1 protein-coding gene is annotated in these 1,070 nt (G+C 36.2%); it reads right to left on the bottom strand.

Features of this window, described 5'->3' with window-relative positions:
- Positions 1–7 precede the first annotated feature (7 nt).
- Positions 8–982 carry a transposase gene (locus FIB07_18185; protein ID NJD54772.1) on the bottom strand — a complete coding sequence of 325 codons (975 nt, stop codon included), beginning with the start codon at positions 980–982 and terminating at the stop codon, positions 8–10.
- Positions 983–1,070: the final 88 nt, after the last annotated feature.

Genomic DNA, 1,070 nt, shown 5'->3' with positions numbered 1-1,070 from the left:
TTAGGACTTACGCATTTATCCTCAAATAATTATTTACAGCGTATCTATTGATAGTCGCCTTTTGCTCATACCACGATATATGCTCCTTTAACCGTCTAACTTCTAATTTAACAAACGCTACAAAAGAGGCGAAGATATGGGTTTTTTGAGAAGCTGCAAGAGTTGAATAGCACTTCTCTATTCCTGTTGTTTGCTTGATTCCCCTATGAAACTCCTCTATTTTCCACCTCTGTTGAAAATTATTCACGAAATTGTCATAATCTTGTAAATTTAAATCGCTTGTTGCCAGATATGTAATGTCGCCATTCTTATCGACTATCTTACATACCAAGATGAAACCAAATTCCTTAAGCCAGACTTTCCTTACTTGTTTTTCGGCAAGATCCAAGTCAGCTATAGGAATATAATTACCCTGGATAACATTGATTTTACGGTTTGATTTTAGACTGCAAATAAAATTCCACTTGAATTTCCTAACAAGTTTAAGATTGCTTATACTGGAATACCATGAATCAATAAGGACATAAAGAGGGGAAAAACCGCGATCAAAAGCCCTTTTGAGCATGTCTTGAAAATGATCGTTTTTAGTCTTGTCATCGGCCTCTTTCCGATAGATACGATAGTCTACGGGAATGAATTCGTTCCCTTTTGTCCAGAGCAGATTTACAAGGCATATACCATTTACCAGCTCATGCTCATTTCCGCTGTATTGTATTTTAGCAAGTTCATTTACTCTTGAGTATTGCTTGTTCAGAAGAGTATCATCGCATAACAGGTATCCAGTCTTTACTTCAACCAGGTCCTTAACTTGGTTCCAGAGATCTGATGGTGTAAAGTTTGAGCTGGATAGCCACCTTGATACTGAATCGTGGCATAAATCAGCAACTGGAGAGACTCTTGACAGTTCTAAGCCAGAATATCTATTCTGGTTCGCTATTAAAAAATTGGTGTACAATTTTAGGGAACACTTTTGCTTTTGCATAATTTTATTGTTTCAAAAATTATTTGTACGAACTTGATATTAAAATTATGCTAAATACAGTTGGTTGACGTTAACCGCGTAAGTCCTA

The organism is Candidatus Methanoperedens sp., assembly GCA_012026795.1.
Lineage (GTDB): Archaea > Halobacteriota > Methanosarcinia > Methanosarcinales > Methanoperedenaceae > Methanoperedens.
This window is presented reverse-complemented; position numbering and strand designations above follow the sequence as displayed.